The 16,765-nt window shown below is 62.1% G+C and carries 23 protein-coding genes; 11 read left to right on the top strand and 12 right to left on the bottom strand.

Features of this window, described 5'->3' with window-relative positions:
- Positions 1 to 18 precede the first annotated feature (18 nt).
- The gene (locus V1277_RS34760) at positions 19 to 717 is read left to right on the top strand and encodes a GNAT family N-acetyltransferase (protein WP_334420218.1); all 699 of its coding nucleotides are present in this window, start codon (positions 19 to 21) and stop codon (positions 715 to 717) included.
- Positions 718 to 752: 35 nt separating this feature from the next.
- On the opposite strand, the gene V1277_RS34755 is transcribed toward V1277_RS34760, so the two are convergent.
- Positions 753 to 1,208, bottom strand: coding sequence for an SRPBCC family protein (locus V1277_RS34755; protein ID WP_334420217.1), 456 nt, complete (start codon positions 1,206 to 1,208; stop codon positions 753 to 755).
- 117 nt (positions 1,209 to 1,325) lie between these two features.
- Here V1277_RS34755 and V1277_RS34750 point away from each other — a divergent pair, with 117 nt between their 5' ends.
- The 5 genes from V1277_RS34750 (at position 1,326) to V1277_RS34730 (ending at position 4,460) form a co-directional block, all read left to right on the top strand.
- Positions 1,326 to 2,414, top strand: coding sequence for an adenylate/guanylate cyclase domain-containing protein (locus V1277_RS34750; protein ID WP_334420216.1), 1,089 nt, complete (start codon positions 1,326 to 1,328; stop codon positions 2,412 to 2,414).
- Positions 2,415 to 2,490: 76 nt separating this feature from the next.
- Positions 2,491 to 2,856, top strand: a complete 366-nt coding sequence (locus V1277_RS34745; RefSeq protein WP_334375891.1) for an ArsR/SmtB family transcription factor — start codon at positions 2,491 to 2,493, stop codon at positions 2,854 to 2,856.
- A 4-nt stretch (positions 2,857 to 2,860) separates the two neighbouring features.
- The gene (locus V1277_RS34740) at positions 2,861 to 3,394 is read left to right on the top strand and encodes an SRPBCC family protein (RefSeq protein ID WP_334420215.1); all 534 of its coding nucleotides are present in this window, start codon (positions 2,861 to 2,863) and stop codon (positions 3,392 to 3,394) included.
- A gap of 53 nt (positions 3,395 to 3,447) precedes the next feature.
- Positions 3,448 to 4,197 (top strand): DUF899 domain-containing protein, encoded by a 750-nt coding sequence (locus V1277_RS34735; protein ID WP_334420214.1) that lies wholly within the window; start codon positions 3,448 to 3,450, stop codon positions 4,195 to 4,197.
- Positions 4,194 to 4,460 (top strand): hypothetical protein, encoded by a 267-nt coding sequence (locus V1277_RS34730; protein WP_334420213.1) that lies wholly within the window; start codon positions 4,194 to 4,196, stop codon positions 4,458 to 4,460. The genes V1277_RS34735 and V1277_RS34730 overlap by 4 nt, the downstream gene beginning before the upstream one ends.
- A 160-nt stretch (positions 4,461 to 4,620) precedes the next feature.
- Here V1277_RS34730 and V1277_RS34725 read toward each other — a convergent pair whose 3' ends face one another.
- The 4 genes from V1277_RS34725 to V1277_RS34710 form a co-directional block, all read right to left on the bottom strand.
- A complete protein-coding gene (locus V1277_RS34725; protein WP_334420212.1) occupies positions 4,621 to 5,058 on the bottom strand; it encodes a hypothetical protein in 438 nt (145 codons plus the stop codon).
- Positions 5,059 to 5,276: 218 nt separating this feature from the next.
- Entirely contained in the window at positions 5,277 to 6,116 is an 840-nt protein-coding gene (locus V1277_RS34720) for a substrate-binding periplasmic protein (RefSeq protein WP_334367549.1), read from the bottom strand.
- Positions 6,117 to 6,488: 372 nt separating this feature from the next.
- Complete coding sequence (locus tag V1277_RS34715) at positions 6,489 to 7,142, bottom strand: glycerophosphodiester phosphodiesterase (RefSeq protein WP_334420211.1); 654 nt, start codon at positions 7,140 to 7,142, stop codon at positions 6,489 to 6,491.
- Positions 7,143 to 7,365: 223 nt separating this feature from the next.
- A complete protein-coding gene (locus tag V1277_RS34710; protein ID WP_334420210.1) occupies positions 7,366 to 7,944 on the bottom strand; it encodes a putative glycolipid-binding domain-containing protein in 579 nt (192 codons plus the stop codon).
- An 836-nt stretch (positions 7,945 to 8,780) separates the two neighbouring features.
- Here V1277_RS34710 and V1277_RS34705 point away from each other — a divergent pair.
- Complete coding sequence (locus tag V1277_RS34705; RefSeq protein ID WP_065729811.1) at positions 8,781 to 9,131, top strand: Lin0512 family protein; 351 nt, start codon at positions 8,781 to 8,783, stop codon at positions 9,129 to 9,131.
- A 69-nt stretch (positions 9,132 to 9,200) separates the two neighbouring features.
- Positions 9,201 to 10,922: a dihydroxy-acid dehydratase domain-containing protein gene (locus tag V1277_RS34700; protein WP_334420209.1), complete on the top strand. Its 1,722-nt coding sequence runs from the start codon at positions 9,201 to 9,203 to the stop codon at positions 10,920 to 10,922.
- A 51-nt stretch (positions 10,923 to 10,973) separates the two neighbouring features.
- Here the strand turns inward: V1277_RS34700 and V1277_RS34695 are convergent, their stop codons facing one another.
- Positions 10,974 to 11,480 (bottom strand): GNAT family N-acetyltransferase, encoded by a 507-nt coding sequence (locus V1277_RS34695; protein ID WP_334420208.1) that lies wholly within the window; start codon positions 11,478 to 11,480, stop codon positions 10,974 to 10,976.
- 3 nt (positions 11,481 to 11,483) lie between these two features.
- The gene (locus V1277_RS34690) at positions 11,484 to 11,786 is read right to left on the bottom strand and encodes a type II toxin-antitoxin system TacA family antitoxin (protein WP_334420207.1); all 303 of its coding nucleotides are present in this window, start codon (positions 11,784 to 11,786) and stop codon (positions 11,484 to 11,486) included.
- Between the two features lie 115 nt (positions 11,787 to 11,901).
- Here V1277_RS34690 and V1277_RS34685 point away from each other — a divergent pair, with 115 nt between their 5' ends.
- Positions 11,902 to 12,444: a 2'-5' RNA ligase family protein gene (locus V1277_RS34685; RefSeq protein ID WP_334420206.1), complete on the top strand. Its 543-nt coding sequence runs from the start codon at positions 11,902 to 11,904 to the stop codon at positions 12,442 to 12,444.
- A gap of 41 nt (positions 12,445 to 12,485) precedes the next feature.
- On the opposite strand, the gene V1277_RS34680 is transcribed toward V1277_RS34685, so the two are convergent.
- Both V1277_RS34680 and V1277_RS34675 read right to left on the bottom strand, forming a co-directional pair.
- Positions 12,486 to 13,121 carry an HAD hydrolase-like protein gene (locus V1277_RS34680; protein ID WP_334420205.1) on the bottom strand — a complete coding sequence of 212 codons (636 nt, stop codon included), beginning with the start codon at positions 13,119 to 13,121 and terminating at the stop codon, positions 12,486 to 12,488.
- A 21-nt stretch (positions 13,122 to 13,142) separates the two neighbouring features.
- The gene (locus V1277_RS34675; protein ID WP_334420204.1) at positions 13,143 to 14,015 is read right to left on the bottom strand and encodes an SDR family oxidoreductase; all 873 of its coding nucleotides are present in this window, start codon (positions 14,013 to 14,015) and stop codon (positions 13,143 to 13,145) included.
- Positions 14,016 to 14,093: 78 nt separating this feature from the next.
- On the opposite strand from V1277_RS34675, the gene V1277_RS34670 reads away from it, so the two are divergent.
- Positions 14,094 to 14,798, top strand: coding sequence for a glutathione S-transferase family protein (locus V1277_RS34670; RefSeq protein WP_334420202.1), 705 nt, complete (start codon positions 14,094 to 14,096; stop codon positions 14,796 to 14,798).
- On the opposite strand, the gene V1277_RS34665 is transcribed toward V1277_RS34670, so the two are convergent.
- Positions 14,795 to 15,352, bottom strand: a complete 558-nt coding sequence (locus V1277_RS34665) for a disulfide bond formation protein B (protein ID WP_334420201.1) — start codon at positions 15,350 to 15,352, stop codon at positions 14,795 to 14,797. The two genes, V1277_RS34670 and V1277_RS34665, sit on opposite strands and share 4 nt — an antisense overlap.
- 7 nt (positions 15,353 to 15,359) lie before the next feature.
- Entirely contained in the window at positions 15,360 to 15,518 is a 159-nt protein-coding gene (locus V1277_RS34660) for a DUF5993 family protein (RefSeq protein ID WP_334375878.1), read from the bottom strand.
- 110 nt (positions 15,519 to 15,628) lie between these two features.
- On the opposite strand from V1277_RS34660, the gene V1277_RS34655 reads away from it, so the two are divergent.
- A complete protein-coding gene (locus tag V1277_RS34655; protein ID WP_334420200.1) occupies positions 15,629 to 16,000 on the top strand; it encodes an ArsC family reductase in 372 nt (123 codons plus the stop codon).
- On the opposite strand, the gene V1277_RS34650 is transcribed toward V1277_RS34655, so the two are convergent.
- Positions 15,997 to 16,599 carry a PAS domain-containing protein gene (locus V1277_RS34650; RefSeq protein WP_334420199.1) on the bottom strand — a complete coding sequence of 201 codons (603 nt, stop codon included), beginning with the start codon at positions 16,597 to 16,599 and terminating at the stop codon, positions 15,997 to 15,999. The genes V1277_RS34655 and V1277_RS34650 overlap by 4 nt on opposite strands.
- Positions 16,600 to 16,765 lie beyond the last annotated feature (166 nt).

The following is a 16,765-nucleotide window of genomic DNA, read 5'->3' as shown; positions in this document are numbered from 1 at the left end:
GAGAACGAAGGTAGTCCGATGTCCGTTCACGACAGCTCCAGCCACCCCCTCGATTATCCGATCTGGACGGCGCTCACGACTACGCATCAGGCATTGGCCGAAGGCGATGCCCGCGCGCGGCGCTATCCGACCGAGATCACGCCCTTCGCAGCGATGGCGGACATGTCGCCCGAAAGCTTTGCTGTGCTCGCCGGGCTGATGTCGCCGCAGGACATCGCCGTGCTGTTCACGCCGGATCCCGTGCAGCCGCCTGCCGAATTCAGAATTGCGCTAGCGGACACAGGTGAACAGATGATTGGAACGCCGGTTGAAACACCAGCCAATGGCGTCGATATCGTCACGCTCGGTGTTGACGACGTTCCCGCGATGATCGAACTCACCGAGCTCACCAAGCCGGGCCCGTTCAGCGCGCGGACCCATGAGCTCGGCACCTTTCTCGGCATCCGCGTCGACGGCCAGCTTGTCGCGATGGCCGGCGAGCGGATGAAGCCGGCTCAATACACCGAGATCACCGCCGTCTGCGTACATCCGTCCCATCGCGGCCGCGGCTACGGACAGATGCTGCTATCCGCCATCTCGCGCCAGATTGTATCGCGTGGCGAAATTCCGTTCCTGCACGTCTTCACCAACAATCATTCGGCCATCGCGCTCTATCGGCGGCAGGGGATGGAAATCCGCCGCCGTCTCCACGTGACGGTGTTGAAGAAACAGGACTGATCGTCCAGCGATGCACGCCTTGACCGACACCGTCCTTACGCGTTGCGTGTGCCACTCGGTCCGCGGTCCGGTCCAGGGTCCTGGCCGGCGGCTACCTTGGTCAGCCTGTCGAGATAATGCGCCCAACCCTTGGAATGGGCGTCGCGGGTTGCCTCGGTGGGGAGGCCGCTATGGGTCATGCGCAACAGCGTGCCACCATCCCGCTCGATCAGATCGATCTCGATCAGGCTCGATCCCGGCTGCACTTCCTCGTTGCCTTCCCAGCCAAAGCTGTAGGCGAGACGGTGAACCGGCACGACCTCGCGGAACGCGCCGCGCGCCGTGGAGCTGCCGACGCCTTTCAGGAGGTACATGCCGCCTGGATGCATCTCCGTCACGGCCTCGCTGCCCATCCATTGCACGATCTTCTCAGGGTCCGTCAGGAAGGCGAACACGCTGGCGCGGGGTGCGGCGATGTGGGTCTCGCGCTGGAGTACAAACGATTCAGTCATCGAAAACCTCGTGGGTCGTTGGCAGGACACGCTGATACAACCAGCGGATGCCTAAGGCGAGTGCCTAAGTTAAGCGCCGTGGGTGACAATGCAACGTCGCTGCCGCATGATCGATCCATGCAACTGAGTTCGACGCTGACATGGCTGGTCGATGCAGCCAGCGCTTCGCCGGGCGCCGACCGGTTCCTCGCCGAACTCGGCACGCGCCTGATTGGGGACGGCGTGCCGCTCGCCGGCGGAGCGCTGACGCTCGCCGTGCCGCATCCGATCGTCGCGCGCCGGACCTGGCTATGGCGGGCCGAGAATGGGGCGGTGATCGAGGCCGTGGGGTTTGCTCCGGCGGGATTCGGAGCGGCGGGGAATTTGTCCGGCGACGCCGGCCGGAGTTGGTTGGCCGGGCTCGCAGGCGGAGCGGTGCATGAAGATAATGTGAGCCCGGGATCGGACGGGCCGATGCTTGGCTGGATCGGACCGCGGCCGTTCACGCAACCGGAGTCTGATCGCCTGCGCGATGCCGCCCGCTTCGCTGCAGCGCCGCTCGCCGCGCTTTCGGCGCGCGCGACCGTGACCGCTGCGCTCGAAGCTTATCTCGGCAAGCGGAGCGCCGCGCGCGTGCTGATGGGGCCACTGCGGCGCGAGGTCGGCGAGACGATCCGGGCCGCGCTGCTGTTTGCCGATCTACGCGGCTTCACGGCACTGTCCGAGACCGAGCCTCCCGCGGCGGTGATTGCCGCGCTCGGCGCCTGGTTCGATTGCATTGCCGGCGCTGTCCATGCCTTCGGCGGCGAGGTGTTGAAGTTCATCGGCGACGGCGTGCTGGCGATCTTTCCGGTCACCGGCCCATCTCCCCGCGATGCCTGCGACGCGGCGCTCCGCGCCGTCGCTTCCGCGCAGGCCGGAATGGCGCATCTCGGCGCCGCACGGAAAGAGCAGGGGTTGCCGCCGCTGTCGTTCGGCGTGGCATTGCATCTCGGTGAAATTCTGTGGGGCAACGTCGGTGCGGCCGACCGGCTGGATTTCACGGCGATCGGTCCCGCGGTCAATCTGGTGAGCCGGCTGGAAGGGCTTTGTCGGCCGCTTGGCCGGACGGTGCTGATATCAGGTGCACTCGCCGCCGAAACCACCACGAAACTGGTCCCGCTGGGAATGCACGCGCTGCGCGGCATTGCATCGCCCTGCGCCGTGTACACCGTGCCGGACGGCTAGCTCAGTCCCAAATCTGATCACGAAAACGTTAAACCGATTGGTTGACAATTAGAGTCGTGCGACTATGTTAAACCACATGGTTGAACGTAGTGCCCATCTCGACGCGGTTTTTCACGCCCTCGCGGATCCAACGCGGCGGGCGATGCTTGGTCGTCTGGCGGAACGGGAACTGACGATCGGGGAACTGGCGACGCCGTTTCACATGAGCTTCGCCGGCGCCTCGAAACACGTGCGGGTGCTGGAGAACGCTGGTCTCGTCAAACGCACGATCCACGGTCGCTCCCATCTCTGCCGCCTCGAGGCGGCGCGGCTCGCCGAAGCCGATGCATGGCTGAAGCGTTACGAGCGTTTCTGGACCGCAAAGCTCGACAGGCTGGAAGCTCTGCTGCGCGAAGAGGATCGGGCGAAATCAAAATCCAGATCAAAATCGGTGACGGAGTAGAGCGATGAATTCAACGACAAAGCCCGACGCGTACGGCAGCCTGCCCGAGCCCACGACGCTGAAAATCCAGCGGCTGCTGCCCGGCCCGATCGAGCGCATCTGGGCCTATCTCACCGACAGCGAGTTGCGCCGCAAATGGATGGCGGCAGGCGACATGGACACGAAGGTCGGCGCGCCCTTCGAACTCGTCTGGCGTAACGACGAATTGACGGACCCACCGGGCGAGCGCCCGGCCGGCTTCGGCGGCGAGCATCGCATGCAGAGCCGGATTACCGAGTTCGATCCGCCCCGAAAATTGTCGATCACCTGGAACAGTACCGGCGACGTCACGTTCGAACTGGAGCCCAAAGGCAAGGGCGTGCTGCTCACGGTCATCCATCGGCGCTTCCCCGACCGCGCCACGCTGCTCAAGCATATGGCCGGTTGGCACATGCATCTCGATGTTCTGGTCGCCCGTGTGAGCGGAGAGGAGCCGGCGCCGTTCTGGGACGGCTGGAGCGGCCTCATGAAGGAATACGACGCGCGTCTGCCGGCCTGACGCTGCAAGTCGAAGCTCAAGTAACAGACGTCCCAACAAACAGGAGGTTAGCCATGCAGATTCACACCGTTTCGGCACAGGAATGGAAAGCGGCCCGCCAGCAATTGCTCGTGAAGGAAAAGGCCACGACCCGCGCCCGTGACGCGCTCGCCGCCGAGCGCCGGCGGATGCCGTGGCTGGCCGTGGAGAAGGAGTACAGGTTCGAGGGGCCCAACGGCCAGGCGAGCTTGCTCGACTTGTTCGAAGGCCGTCATCAGTTGATCCTCTACCGCGCCTTCTTCGAGCCCGGCGTGTTCGGCTGGCCCGACCATGCCTGCCGCGGCTGCTCGATGGTGGCCGACCAGGTCGCCCATGTCGCCCATCTCAACGCCCGCGATACCACGCTCGTGTTCGCCTCGCGCGCGCCGCAGCCGGACATCGCGCGCCTGAAGAAGCGAATGGGATGGGAACTGATCCCCTGGTACACCATCACTGACAGCTTCGACACCGACTTCGATGTCGGCGAATGGCACGGCACCAACGTGTTCTTCCGCGACGGCAACAAGATCTACCGTACCTACTTCATCGACAACCGCGGCGACGAGCAGATGGGAGGCACCTGGAATTACCTCGACATCACGCCGCTCGGCCGCCAGGAGGTCTGGGAGGACTCGCCCGAAGGATATCCTCAGACTCCGACCTACAAATGGTGGAACTGGCACGACAGCTACGTCGAAGGCGCAGCGCCAGACAAGAGGTGGGTCGAGGTGTCGGACGCCGGAGAGGCCGCGTTCCGCAAGCAGAGCGCAGGCACGAAGGGATGAGCGAGGCCTCTCACAGCAAGGCGCCCTGCGCGGCGAGCTGTGATGACGAAGGCGCCGCGGCCGGCATAGTCAGATGGCTATCGCTTGCGGCCGCGCCGACCTTCGCAATCATGGCGCTGCTTACCGCCGTGGTTGGCGGAGGTCCGCTGGATCCGCTTTGCTCGGCTGCAAACGCATCGTCGGTGGGCGGCATGGTCCCGATGTACTTGCTGATGAGCGCCTTCCATTCGGCGCCCTGGCTGAAGCTGATCTCGCGCCGATGAAGCCCGGCAGCGCGACGCCGTCATCGGGTGTACGAAATTAGGGCGGCGTACTCATTAAGCGACTGACTGATGTCCGCTCAACGCTCAACAGCGGCGGAATAGCGGACATAGCCCGATGTCGCAGAAGGGCCAGGAGCGGACATTCGGCCTCGCGAATGGGCTAGCTCCGCTCACGGGGGCCCTGGGGCGGCTGAGGATTGTTGGCGGGATTGGTATCGTACTTAGATATTCGCGTGATGAGCCCGCTAGTGGCGAGCGGCTCCAAGTCCGTTTCCAGCGCGTCAGCAATCTCCTTGGCATAGACCTCCCGGTCGTCCACGTAGAGTGTAAAGGACTTCAAATACTTTTCCTTCTTCGCCGGATTCTCGATCGTCGCCTTCGTCCACTGGTAGAGCGGATGGTTTTCGACGCCGTGCTCTTCTGCTGCGGCGACATACTCCGCAAAGGCGTCGAACTGGCATTTCGGCGCAGCTCGATGCTTGGCGAGGGTATCGAACAGCGGCGCCAGTGCCGGAACACGGAGTTTTCGGCGTACCGATTCCGCCGTAGCAGAATCGTTCACATCGAACCTAACCTGATACTGCCACTGAGAAGTCATACCATTCTCGCCTTGTAGACCGCTTCTTCCCCCAAAAGCAGCACAAAAGCGGACATCTGGCTAGGTCAGAGTTGGGCCATAAGCGGAAGAACTGTTCAGTAGCACAGTGCGACTTCCTGTCCGTGAGCAGACGCCTTAACATTCATGCATCTAGCCTTGCTTGCACCGTGAGGATAGAGCAGTGAGCGTAGTGTCAGTCGCACCAGGCTTTGCATCCCTTACTGGAGACCTGCGCCGGAAGGGGGTAGATAAGTAATGCCATACTTCGCGTAGATCTGCGCTGGTATCCGCTGCTCGACAACTCGTGACACCGCAGCATCCACGGCTCCAAGCAGCGCATCGTCCGCTCTGCGAAGCCCGACTGAAACACTCCAGCGCAGTGCCGGTTCTGGCTCGTATCCGTCGGGTATCCTTACTGCCGTGCTGGGGTGTTCGTGCCGATACCAGCCGACAATCACGGGGTTGGTGGCGCCGACTTCGATTTCGCCTGTCTCGATCGCGGCAATTATGTCTTCTTGAGAGGCGAAGACCGAAACGCGGAAGCCGTTTTTGGCCAGCCACTCGTGCTCGACGGTGCCAACCATGACGCCAATCTTCTGACCGTGCAAATCCTCAAGCCGACGAACCGAAGATCGAGATGAAATGACGAGGACAACACCGCTGTCTGCGTAAGGTCTCGAAAAGCGAAGAGGTAGATGCGTTGTCAGCGGCCCGGTAAGTCCCTCCCGATCGTAGCTTGCTGCGGAGGCGACGACGCCCATCAAGACATCGCAATCCGAGTTCTTAATATCACCGGCATTTCGAACCCAGGTCACACCGAGCTCAAATCCCATCTCGTGCGCCAACACTTCCGCGAGTTCGACTTTGAACCCGGCAAGACCGCCTCTATCGGTGAGGTTCGAATAAGGGAGTGCGGATGGGTTGGCGCAGAGGCGTAGGATACCATTCTGCCGCACCTCTGCTAGTGATGCAGCGTCCGCACGGTGTGTTGTGCCTTGGGCGATGAGCGTCGCGAGTATGGCGATAGCAGCACTGCCAGGGATCAGACCATGATGCATCAACGAGGCTCCAGATTCCAAAGCCGCGCGCCGAGGCAAGTATTCACCCACCTTAAATAGTAGCGGTGTCGTCAGGCGACAACCCGAGTACTGCCGCCTGCCGTCAACGCGATCAGTTGCCCCGCTCCTCACATCTGAGGTTCGCATCTAGGCGCGCTCGGAAGCGCGCTGCCTAGGTCGCCTTAGGGTCATTCGCGTCATCCTCACCGCCGGCGCATCACTTCCGGTCTACCCTGATAAACAGACATTCTGGTGTCTCTCAAAGGGGCCAGAAGGCGACGTCACCGATAGAGCCGGTTTCCCACGCCAGATCAGGCCGATTCGTCAGCTGCTTTCGAATAGTTCAGGGGCGACGAACGGGTTTGCGCCGGCCTAATCAGGTCTGGCGCTGCGGCCGATAGTGCGACCGACGTCGGCAACCACCCCGTAGAGGCGCTGCCGCGAGAGCCAATGAAGGTCGTCCATGCGTTGCACGATTCCTACCACAACCGGCACGTGGTGGCGTCGCGCAAGCTGCTCAAGTGAGAAAACGGACCACCAGGCGCGAAAAGCGACTCGCGTCCAAGCGCGCGCGTCCCAGCCGAGCAGGAGGACATCCGGCGCATACCTGCGCACCGCACGATTCAGGTTCCACGGGTACATGACGATGATGCCCAGGCGCACCGGTCGCGCACCCTCCCACGGAAAGGATCTTGCGACGGCGGCAAAGGCAAATACGACCGAGCGATGGGCCACGTTGCTGGCAACCAGCCTCTCGATGACTCTAGAGACAAGTCCCGTCTCCTTCACCTCCACAAACAGGTCAAGGTCAGTCGGCGAAAGAAGCGACAGTGCCGCATCGAGGGTAAGCGCATTCTCGACATGACGCGGCGGCTCGTGTGACACCACCAATGTGTCGGAATCCGCTGCAAGGCAGACGTCGAATTCGACGCCAGATATTCTGCTGTCTCGGGCGGCACGTGCGAATGCGACGAGCGAGTTTTCACCCGGACCCGCGGACCATCCACGGTGCGCAATAAGCTTCATGACGAGGTCCGTACAGCCAAGCTGCGCGCGCCATGCAATCTCCCCGCAGAGAGAAATGTCAATCCGCAGCCCCGACGTTGACCCATGATTGGCGTCGGGCCAAGAGGCGACGTCACCGACAGCCGGCTTTGGGGCAAAGGCGCCGTCCGGAAAGTCGGACAGTCGCTTCCAGCCTACCCCTACAAGCCGACAATCTCAGAGCGCACCGGACTTCGCATTCGGGTCAAGAACGACAAAGCTCAGGGTGCACGCGTTCGAAAAGATGCTGATAGCGAAGCACCAGACCCCGATCATCCACCTCGAGCTCCGCCTCAAAGCCTGCCGAGACGCCGAGATCTACGTAACGCAGCCGATCCGGACCGAGACGGTCGTATCGTTGACGGGAGCGCTGTATCGTCATGGCCGCACCGTCCACGAAACAGGTATCGAGCGTGCGACTCTGTCGGGCTCCGGCTGGTGTCCGGCGGATAGGGAAGGTGTTGCAGAAGGGGGTGACCGAAAGGTCGGGCTCTTCCGCACCGTCGAGATCGGGACGTCGTTGGCCGTTAACGCACCACCCGCCACCCGTCCGCTCAAGGGTGAGGTGAGCGTGGCCGCCCGGGCCCCATTGGTCTACGTCCAGCGATTGAGCTCGCCAGTCAGGCGTCAGTCTCCATCGGTGGTCGAGGCGAAAGCCGCCGTCCTCCACGCAGATCACGGTCGATTCTGCCAAGACCGCGTCAGCGGAAATATGGAGCATCAATCGCTCCAGCCCGGCGACGTCCGTTCGGCGCCAGAACAGAATTTCGGAGTCGCTTTGCAAGACTGATCCTCGAATTGGACCCCGACCGAAAACGATTTTGGCCGATATCGGTTCCGCACGAATTGTGCTGACACCCGATGCGGCAAATCAATTCTGATTTTCAGAAATCACGTCAAGCCCTGGAATCAAAAATATTCCGCTTCGCGCCAGACCCAAATCACCGGTAAAACTCTGGCCATCCCGTCCCGAAGAAGAGGGGCGTTGGCCATCGTCACGAACGTTGGGGCGGGTTGCGGTGGACGCGGCAGCGTCGGGCGCGTGGATGCGGTCGCAGGGCGGTTTTGCCGTGAGCGAACACAGCGCGCAGGACGTACGGCGCTTAAACGCCTCCGTTAGGTCTTCGGCTGACAAGCACTTGGCTGGTCGAAGTCTCTGGCAGAGGAAGCTGCGTACGGCAAAACCGTGTGGTCCTGGCACCCGTTGCTGGTGTCAAGCCGGCGGAGGTTCTTCGAAACCCGACCGGGTTCGATGAATCGCTAATCTGTCGGCGATGGAGGCAAGAGGAATTCGTCTCCAGGGAGAGCACGGCATAAGCCGTAAACCCATCGCGCAGGGAATGCCGGGCTGCTCCGGCTGTACCTGTATGCTCGTGTGCGCATTTCTTAAGTGCATTTGCACACGAGACCGCGGGTGCAGCAAAGCACCCGGCATTCCCTGCGCCCTCTCATTTCGGGGCGCCGAGATTTCCGCATAGCTCGGGCGAAATCGCGCCGCGAGATGCATGCGCATGTCCGTCGCGCACTTCTGCGCCGCGGCTTGACGCCGTGGCCGTAAGCGAGGATTGAGAGAGGGCTTCGCCGAAAACGACAACGCGACAAACGATAAGAGGAAACCCGATGGCACGCGTTCGCTGTATCACCGAAATGGGCATGGGCGTCGACGTTCACGGACGCGATGCGACCAAAGCCGCCAAGCGCGCCGTCTCGGACGCTATCCGCCACTCCAGCCTCGGCTTCTTCCGGATGCTGGGAAAGACCGCCAACGATATGTTCGTGGAGGTTACCGTCGCGGTTCCAGACCCGAGCGGGGTCGATACTGCAGCCGTTGCAAAGGAGCTGCCGTACGGCACGGTGAATGTGACGGCGGTGAGGGGCGGGCTGGAAATTCCTGCTGAGAGTGGAAGCGACTCCATCATCATCGCCAATGCTGCGGTGATTGTCAGTTTTGACGACGGCAAGACCGGCTAAATTTGTTTCAGTGCCAATCAGGCCGGACGCCGACGTCCGTGCGATCAATCAGAAGACCTGGAGCTCCCGATGACAACGCAGGACAGCAGCACCTATTGGAAGCGGTCGCGTGTCGAGTTGCGCGCTGCCGGATTCGATCCGGACTGCGTCGCGGAGACCAGTGCAGTGGTGACCATCGCCAGCGCCTGGACCAATGCCCATCGCTGCAACAACCGCGTTCGCGCCATCACCGATCTCCTGGTGGAAATTCTTGCCGAGCGCGGCGGGCAGGGGCTGGTCGTCGGGGCGCCGGCAGTGTCGGATGCGTTGACACAGGGCACGCCGACGGCGGGCTATAGCCTCGCATCGCGCGATGTCGTTGCCGACTGTTTCGAGATCGGTCATTACGCGCACCACGGCGATGCGATGATCGTGATCTCCGGCTGCGACAAGACGGGAGCTGCCGCGCTGATGCCGCTGGCGCGGACGAATGCTTTCGGCCTCGTGCTCTATCCCGGCACCAGCACGCCGGGCCGCGTTTCGTTCGGCGCATGGGCGAGCAAAGGTAACAATCTGACGATCATGGATTACGCCGAGGCGCGCGCCGCCAATGAGTCCGGCCGCCTCTCCGGCGAGGAGCTGCTGGAAGTCGAGCGCAACGTGATGCCGGGCAGCGGCACCTGTGGCGCGATGTTTACGGCCAACACCATGAGCACGATCGCGGAATCGATCGGCATGATGCTGCCGCGCGGCGCCTCGCATTCCGCTGACTATAACGCCGGCAGCGATATTCACGCCGATGTTCGCGTGCAGGCCCGCGCCTCGGTCGACGCGCTGTATCGGCTGATGCAAGCGGGCATCCGGCCACGCGACATCATGACCGAGCGCGCCTTCGAAAATGCGATCGCGACCGTCTATGCGATGGGCGGCTCGACCAACATGTACCTGCATCTGCTGGCGGTCGCGCGCGAGGCCCAGGTGCCGATCACGATCGAACACATCCAGCAAGTCGGCGAGCGCGTCCCGCTGCTCGCCAATTTGCAGCCGCACGGCCCGTTCGCGATGGGCAGCCTGCATGCGATCGGCGGCGTGCCTGTGGTCATGAAGGAGCTGCTCAGCGCGGGCCTTTTGCATGGCGACGTCATGACGGTGACTGGCAAGACGCTGGCCGAAAATCTCGCCGATGTTCTGTCGCTGGAGCAGATGCCGCCGCAGGAGATCGTTTTTCCGGTGTCGAAACCGATCGCGCCGGCGAACAATCACATCAGCGTCTTGACGGGCAATCTCGCACCGGAGAGCTGCCTGCTCAAATTATCGGGCAAGACCCTCGAGAAGGGGCAATTTCGCGGCACCGCGCGCGTATTCGAGTCCGAGGCCGATACGATGGCCGCGATCCGCGCCGGCGCGATCGTGCCGCGCAACGTCATCGTCGTGCGCAATGTCGGCCCGGTGGGCGGTCCCGGTATGCCGGAAATGGTAATGCTGACCATTCAGTTGCAGGGACAGGGTCTCGGTGAGGACGTAGCCCTGATCACCGACGGGCGCTTTTCCGGCGTCTCGCATGGCATACTGATCGGCCACGTCTCGCCGGAAGCCGCGCGTGGCGGCCCGATCGCTGCGGTGCGCGACGGTGACACGATAGTCATCGACCCAGGCGCCCGCACCGTGAATCTCGAAGTGTCAGCGGAAGAGATCGCCCGCCGCATGGCCGACTGGCGCGCGCCGGCCTCGTTGGCCGCGGTGCGACCGGGATCGGTGCACGACAAGTACATCCGCCTGGTGTCGTCGGCGCATTACGGGTGTGTGTTGTAAGGCGCTATGAGAAGGGTTTGCTACGTGAATGCTGATGATCAGTTTCCGGCGTCAATCTGCAGACCGGATCGACGCTTCTATGTCGGCGATCGACCTGACCAGGATCAGCGGATGATCCTTTGAGGGAACAAAACCGCGCCGCTTCCAGAAATCCGCGGCCTCGATGTCGACCGCATTGACGATGAGCGCTCGGCCGCCAATCAGGGCGGCCGCTGTTACGCAACGTTGCAGCGCATGCTTAAGCAACCCGGTACCAATTCCTTTGCTCGCGTAATTTTGATCCGCCGCAAGCTGTCCCAGCAACAGGCAAGGAACAGGGTCGGGCGGCTGACCGGTGCGGATCGATCGTGGCAGCGTAGCAGGAAGCACCGCCGTCGGCGCGAGGCCATAATAGCCGACGACTCGATTGGCTTCATGCACGACCATAACGGCCGTGAAACCCTTCTCTTGATTGGAGAGCGCGCGTGTTTTCAACCATCGATCCAGAGACGGCTTGCCACAGGAAAACTCGGAGGCATCGTGATCGGCGGCAATCGGTTCGGGAGCCGAAATGACCACCTTCTATTTCTCGGCTTTTGTGTCCCTGGATTCCCACGGAGCCTTGCGTTGCAACAATTCCACCATTTCAGGTACCGGGCGCGCAGGTTGCGAAAGAACTTCGACAAAAGCCTTGAAGCCCGCCGGACTCATCCGAATGGGAGCAGTTTCCATTAAAATATCCTCAGCAGCGCGGACCGCTGCCTCGCGCACGAAATCGGTGCGCGAACGGCCGCGCAACGTAGCCGCACGATCGATGATCGCGATGTCCGTTTCGGGCAGTCGCATCGACAGTGGATGGTCTTTCCGTTTTACGACGCGCGCCATCAGGAATCTCCAGAGAAGCAAACAGTAATCGTTTGTAGTGTATTTTACAATACACTGATTTTTTCGCTCGATGCCCTTGTTAAGGCTCCAGGTTCATGATCCGTTCTATTCTACCATGGACAAGTTTGCAAGCACTAGTAGTGCCCGATTATTTCTTGCAGTCGTTCCCGACGCGGGCACAGCAGCGCGAATTCACCGGCTGGCGGGCGTGCTCAAGCGCGCCCATTGCTTCAACGGCAACCTCATCGCGCCAGACCGGCTGCACGTTTCGCTATTCTCGCTGGGTGGGTTGCCGGAACGCCAGCTTTGTGCCGCCTGCGAGGCGGCCACGGAATTGCGGACCGAACCGTTCGAGGTCTCGTTCGATCGAACGGCAAGTTTCCGCGGGGGGCCGGGCAATCGTCCGTTTGTCCTGATTGGCGAGAAGGGATTGTGCCGGTTGCAGGCGTTTCGGCAAATGCTTGGTGTCGCGATGGCGCGCAGAGGGTTAGGGCGGCTCGCCAATACGAATTTCACGCCGCATGTAACGTTGCTGTATGACGCGCGCAGCGTGGATGAGTATCCGATCGAACCGGTTGTCTGGACTGTGACGGAGTTTGTGCTCGTGCACAGCCAGCGGGGCCATCAGCATCTCGCGCGATGGTGCCTGTGCGGATGATGGCCAACGGCCGCGAGAAACAGCGGAAGCTCCGAGCGGCGTTATTTCGTCGCCGCAAGCCGCTGCACCATCTCCTCGATCGAGTTGAACAAATGCGTTGGCCCCGCCGCTTGCAGCGCGGCGGGGATGGCATAGCCCCACGCCACCGCGCCCGAATCCATGCCGGCCGCCTTGGCGGCTTCGATGTCGCGGATCTCGTCGCCGATGCAGATCGTTTCCTCGGGCCTTGCTTCCAGCCGTCGCGCGACCCGTCGAAACTTCCAGTGCTTTCCGAACACCGCGGCGCCACAGTCAAAGCGGCTGATCAGTGCGGTGGCAGGACCGAGCACCTGCCGGACGGATGCCTCGCTGTCGGAACTTACGATCGCGGTCTTGACACCAAGGCGCTGAAAGTCGGCGAGCATTTCGGGGATGCCGGCAAACAGCGATGTTTCGTTCGCCGCCGTAAGCTTGCGCTTTCGCATGTCGTTCACAATGGCCGGAAGCTGCCACGTGGACACGCCAAGCCGCGCCATGATTTCGCGCGCGGACAGCCCGCGCATTCCTTCCAACTCTTCCGGGGTGACCGGTTTGAGATTGAAACGCGCGATCACGTCCTGAAAGGAGGCGCGAAACCAGTCGATCGTATCGGCAAGCGTGCCGTCAAAGTCGAAGATGGCGAGGCGATAGCGTGTCATAAGAATCCGGCTTTTACCGTGTCACTTGTCATCGCCGCCGAAATACGCCGGCTTGCCGGTGGTCCAGGTTTCGCCCCAGAGCTGACCGCCACCGTCAACGGTCAGCGTTTCGCCGGTGACGAATTTGGCCGAAGGACCAGCGAGAAAGACAGTGGCTTCGGCGACGTCCCAGGGCGAGCCTGTGCGCATCATCGGGTTCGAGCGCGGGTAGGCGGCGCGGGCCTCCGGCGAATACACGTTCCAGCCTTCGGTTTCGATCGCGCCGGGCGCCACGCAATTGACCCGGATGTTCAGCGGCGCCCATTCGACTGCGACGGCGCGCGAGAGCCCGATGACGCCGCTCCGTGCAGCAATCGTGTGCGCGATGCCGTAGAGCCCATGCGTCGTCACGACCACGATGTTGACGATGCTGCCGGGATGGTTGTGGTCGCGCCAGCGTTGCGCGGCGGCCTGCATCATGTACCAGGTGCCGTTCAAATTGGTGTTGATGACGGCATTCCAGCCCTTCACCGAAAAATCGATCGCGGCTTGGGGAAATTGCCCTCCGGCGCTGTTGATAAGGCTGTCGACGCGGCCTTGCGCAGCCCAGATCGTATCGAACAAGGCGTTGACCGCGTCGGGCTCCCTGATGTCGGCGACATGCGCAGATGCCTTGAGGCCTCGGCCCGTCAATTGGGTGACGAGCGCGTCGAGCTTGCCGCCGTCGCGCCCGACCACGGCGACATGCGCGCCCAGCCGCGCGAACAGCCAGGCGATCGCCCGCCCGATGCCGCCGGCGCCGCCCGTTACGACGACGACCTGATCCTTCAGCGCATCGGCCGCGAACAGGGTCGGATGACCCGCAAGCTCCTCATCAGTCAGGCCGAGCTTCGCCGGAGACGGTTGATCGGTCATGAACGGCGCGGACCCTTGTGATATGCGGCATCAGCCGTACATTAGCCGCGCAGCAACGACCATGCAAAACGAGTTTTGATGTCCGATCTTTCCGCCTTCCCGATCAACAAACGCTGGCCAGCCAAACATCCCGACCGCCTTCAGCTCTATTCGTTGCCGACGCCGAATGGCGTGAAGGTTTCGATCATGCTCGAAGAGATTGGCTTGCCCTACGAGGTGCATCTGGTCGACTTCAACAAGGACGACCAGAAGACGCCGGAATTCCTGTCGCTGAATCCGAACGGCAAGATACCGGCCATCCTCGATCCGGATGGTCCCGGCGGCAGACCGCTGCCGCTGTTCGAGTCCGGCGCGATCCTGCAATATCTCGCCGAGAAGACCGGCAAGCTTCTGCCGGCCGATCCGGCGCGGCGATACCAGACCATCCAGTGGCTGCACTTCCAGATGGGCGGCATCGGCCCGATGTTCGGGCAGGTCGGATTCTTCCACAAGTTCGCCGGCAAGGAATATGAGGACAGGCGGCCGCTCGAGCGTTACGTCGCCGAGTCGAGACGCCTCCTTGAGGTAGTGGAGACGCGGCTTGCCGGACGGCAATGGATCATGGACGATGAGTATACCATCGCCGACATTTCCATGCTCGGCTGGGTGCGCAACCTGATCGGCTTCTACGGTGCGCGCGATCTCGTTGCGTTCGATATGCTGAAGCAGGTGCCGGCATGGCTGGAACGCGGGCTCGCCCGGCCGGCGGTGCAGCGCGGGCTCGACATACCCAAGCGGCCTTAAGCGGCGTGCCTGAGCAGTTCGTACACCACCGGGTTATCGGCGCAGGCGCCGAAGCCGCATTCGAGCAGCGTGGTCACCACATTGGCTGCCGTGAGCGCGATCACGAGCCATACCGCGGTTTGCGCGAAGGCGCTGCCGGTGGCCGGCAGCACGGCGCGGTCTTCCTCGAACTGGCGGTCGAACAGCAGGATCGCCGCAAGCAGGACGATGGCCGTAGTGAAGCCGATCAGCGCCCAGGTATAATAGTGATAGCCGAGCAACGCCGAACCGTAGCCGGCGTCGCCGGGCATGATATGCAGCAGTACCTGCCGGGTCGACGCGACAGCGCCTGCCATCGCCGCCAGCAGCGACATCGCATAATGGCTGGGACGGGGGCCGAAGCGGATATTGAGGATCGGGCCGACAGCGAGAGCCGCGAACAGGATGCGCTGCAGCAGGCAGAGCGGGCAGGGCAGCTCATGAAGAATGAACTGCGCCGCATAGGCCGCCGCCAGCACCAGCGCCACCGCGTAGAGGCTGAGTGCATTCAGCGTAATGGCACGCGCCTGGGTCATGCGTCCCTCAAAACGACAATTTCAGCGTATCGGTCGCGTGATGCAGATAGGTGGCGATGCACGCGATCAGCACGGCCCCGAACAGGCCGAGCGCCAGCGGACGCCGACCGCGCCAGGCGATCAGCATCACAATGACTATGGACAGAAACAATACGGTGAATTCCATCGGTTGGTCCCGGCACGGAATGATGCATCAATCTATGATAGATTCGCCGATCTGCTTAACTCTAATCCGGTCCGGCAGGACCAATAACGACATTTCGGAATGCAACGACAATGCCCATCACCATCTACGGTATCAAGAACTGCGATACGATGAAGAAGGCGCGCGCCTGGCTCGACGATCACGGCGTGGCCTACGACTTTCACGACTACAAGCTTGCCGGCGTCGGGAAGGACAAGCTCAAGGAATGGTCCGACGATGTTGGCTGGGAAACGCTGCTCAACCGCGCCGGCACGACGTTCAAGAAGCTGCCCGACGGCGACAAGGAAGGCCTCAACGAGCGCAAGGCGTTGGCGCTGATGCTGGCGCAGCCCTCGATGATCAAGCGACCGGTGCTCGATCTCGGCGGAAAATTGCTGGTCGGGTTCAAGCCGGATATCTACGCGAGCGAGGTAGCGTCGAAGCCGCGCGGGCGGAAGGCCTAGTCGAATTCGAGTTCATCGCCGGATGGAATGCGGCCGGGCGCGCGATGGAAGAGATCGCGGTCGATGATGGCGCGAAGCCTCGGCACCGGCAGTTGGTCGTTTCCGCGCATCAGATTCCTGATCTCGAAGCCGCCATCCTCGCTGATGGTTTTCAGCGAAGCGATGATATGGGTGACGCTGCCGTCATCCGAGAACGGCAGCAACAGCCGCTCATAGGCGACGATCCGCCCGTAGAGGTCGTCGATATTGGCAATGGTATAGGCAGGAAGGCGGCGCGCGATGCATTCGTAATAGACGGGCATCACGATCGGAGCGAGCCTTGCGCCTAGATACTCGTCGAGATAGCGGCCCTTGCCGGTATTCCCATAAGCTGTTGACATCCGCGTGCCGTCGCTCTGGATGGTCAGGCGCGGCGGCTGGGTGCTGGTATCGACGGTGTAGAGTACCAGGTCGGGAAGTTCGTCCTCGATCCGCGCCGGCTGGTATTCCGCCGTGCGCGGCATCGATTGGTCGCGGGTGTATAGCCGCAGCCAGGTGTTCAGCAGGTCGCGCTGCTTGATAGATTTGATGACCGACGGTCCGGCGCTTTCAAATTTCAAGGCGGCAATTCCTACGCGATCTAAATCGCGAGATGATGCGCCCGAGGGGGAAATATTGTGTGAAAGCGCGCCCGATTGCAGCAAAACACCGTTAACGATGGCTTGCCGGCGCGATTTGCGGTTGAGCATGGCTCGTGGCCCGGCCGAGCCGCGCCGCCGGACCATT

Origin of the sequence: Bradyrhizobium sp. AZCC 1588, from assembly GCF_036924735.1 — a bacterium.
GTDB lineage: Bacteria > Pseudomonadota > Alphaproteobacteria > Rhizobiales > Xanthobacteraceae > Bradyrhizobium.
The sequence above is the reverse complement of the archived record's forward strand: the minus strand, read 5'-3'. Positions and strand labels throughout refer to the sequence as shown.